Genomic DNA, 1018 nt, shown 5'->3' with positions numbered 1-1018 from the left:
GCCCGGACCAACGGCGTTAACGCCGTTAACGCCGTTGGTCCGGGCACCGCCGGCGCCGCATCCGTACGCCGGGGGAGAAGCGCTACTCGGCCCGCATCGCGTCCGCCGGGACCTCGAAGACGAACGCGACTCCGTCCCGCTCGTTCCCCTGCTCGCCGACCCGCGTGAAACCGAAGCCCGCGATCGTGGCCAGCGAAGCGTGGTTGTCGGCTCTGATGACGGCCCGCACGGTCCTGACCCCGGGTTCGCCGGCCGCCCTGACGAGCAGCGCCCTCAGCATGGCCCGCGCATACCCCTGACGGCGGTACCCGGGCACGACGGTGTAGCCGACCTGGACCGTGCCGTCCTCGTCCGGCGGCCCGTGGAACCCGGCGTCGCCCACGACGGCCCCGTCCGGCTCGGACACCGCAGCCCGCGTCGTCCAGGGCGCGGCGGACGGGTCCGAGGCGAGCTGGTCGGCGCGATAGCCGAAGATCCAGCGGGCCCGGTCGCACACGAAGTGCTCGTCGAGATCGACTCCGGCTTCGGCGCTTCCGCCAGCGAGGTCGCCATCGGCAAGTGCCCGCAGCGCCTTTTCGCCGAGCTCGACGAAGCGGACACGTTTGGGGACGGAGACAAGGGGCTCGTTGTTCATCGCGGAGATGCTCGCCCGGCGCCGCAGGACTGTCCAACGCTTTACGGCCCCGGCGCGGTGGGCGGAGCGCTCCGGTTCACGGGAATGCGGGACACGGGCGTGCGGGAGCGGGAAGTCGTCACTGTCGGTGAGGGGACTGCGCGGACAGGATGGAGACCAGTCAAGGGGAAACGCCCCGGGACACGAACTCACCGGAGACGACATGGACTTCTCGCAGAACACCGACGCTCCCGCCAAGACCGGTCTGAACCTTTCCCGCAAGGCCGCGCTGGGCGTGGCGGCGGCCGCGGTACCTTTTTCGCCTGTTGGTTTGCCCTGCAGGGCAGGGCTCACCTCGACAGCGGGTTCAGAGCAGACAAGCTGGATGGCAACAAGGGCTTGCCT

At 70.2% G+C, this 1018-nt stretch carries 2 protein-coding genes; one reads left to right on the top strand and one right to left on the bottom strand.

Annotated elements, in window-relative coordinates:
• Window positions 1–82 precede the first annotated feature (82 nt).
• Entirely contained in the window at window positions 83–634 is a 552-nt protein-coding gene (locus ACZ7H1_RS37400) for a GNAT family N-acetyltransferase (protein WP_470792953.1), read from the bottom strand.
• 202 nt (window positions 635–836) lie between these two features.
• On the opposite strand from ACZ7H1_RS37400, the gene ACZ7H1_RS37395 reads away from it, so the two are divergent.
• On the top strand, window positions 837–1018 hold a 182-nt coding region (locus tag ACZ7H1_RS37395), incomplete at its 3' end, for a hypothetical protein (protein WP_470792952.1).

The sequence above is a fragment of the Streptomyces sp. NPDC037401 genome (genome assembly GCF_055602345.1).
This window is presented reverse-complemented; position numbering and strand designations above follow the sequence as displayed.

Bases quoted from the DNA above. Each gene is read 5' to 3' on its own strand.
- ACZ7H1_RS37400 (WP_470792953.1), bottom strand. From the start codon at position 634: ATGAACAACGAGCCCCTTGTCTCCGTCCCCAAACGTGTCCGCTTCGTC.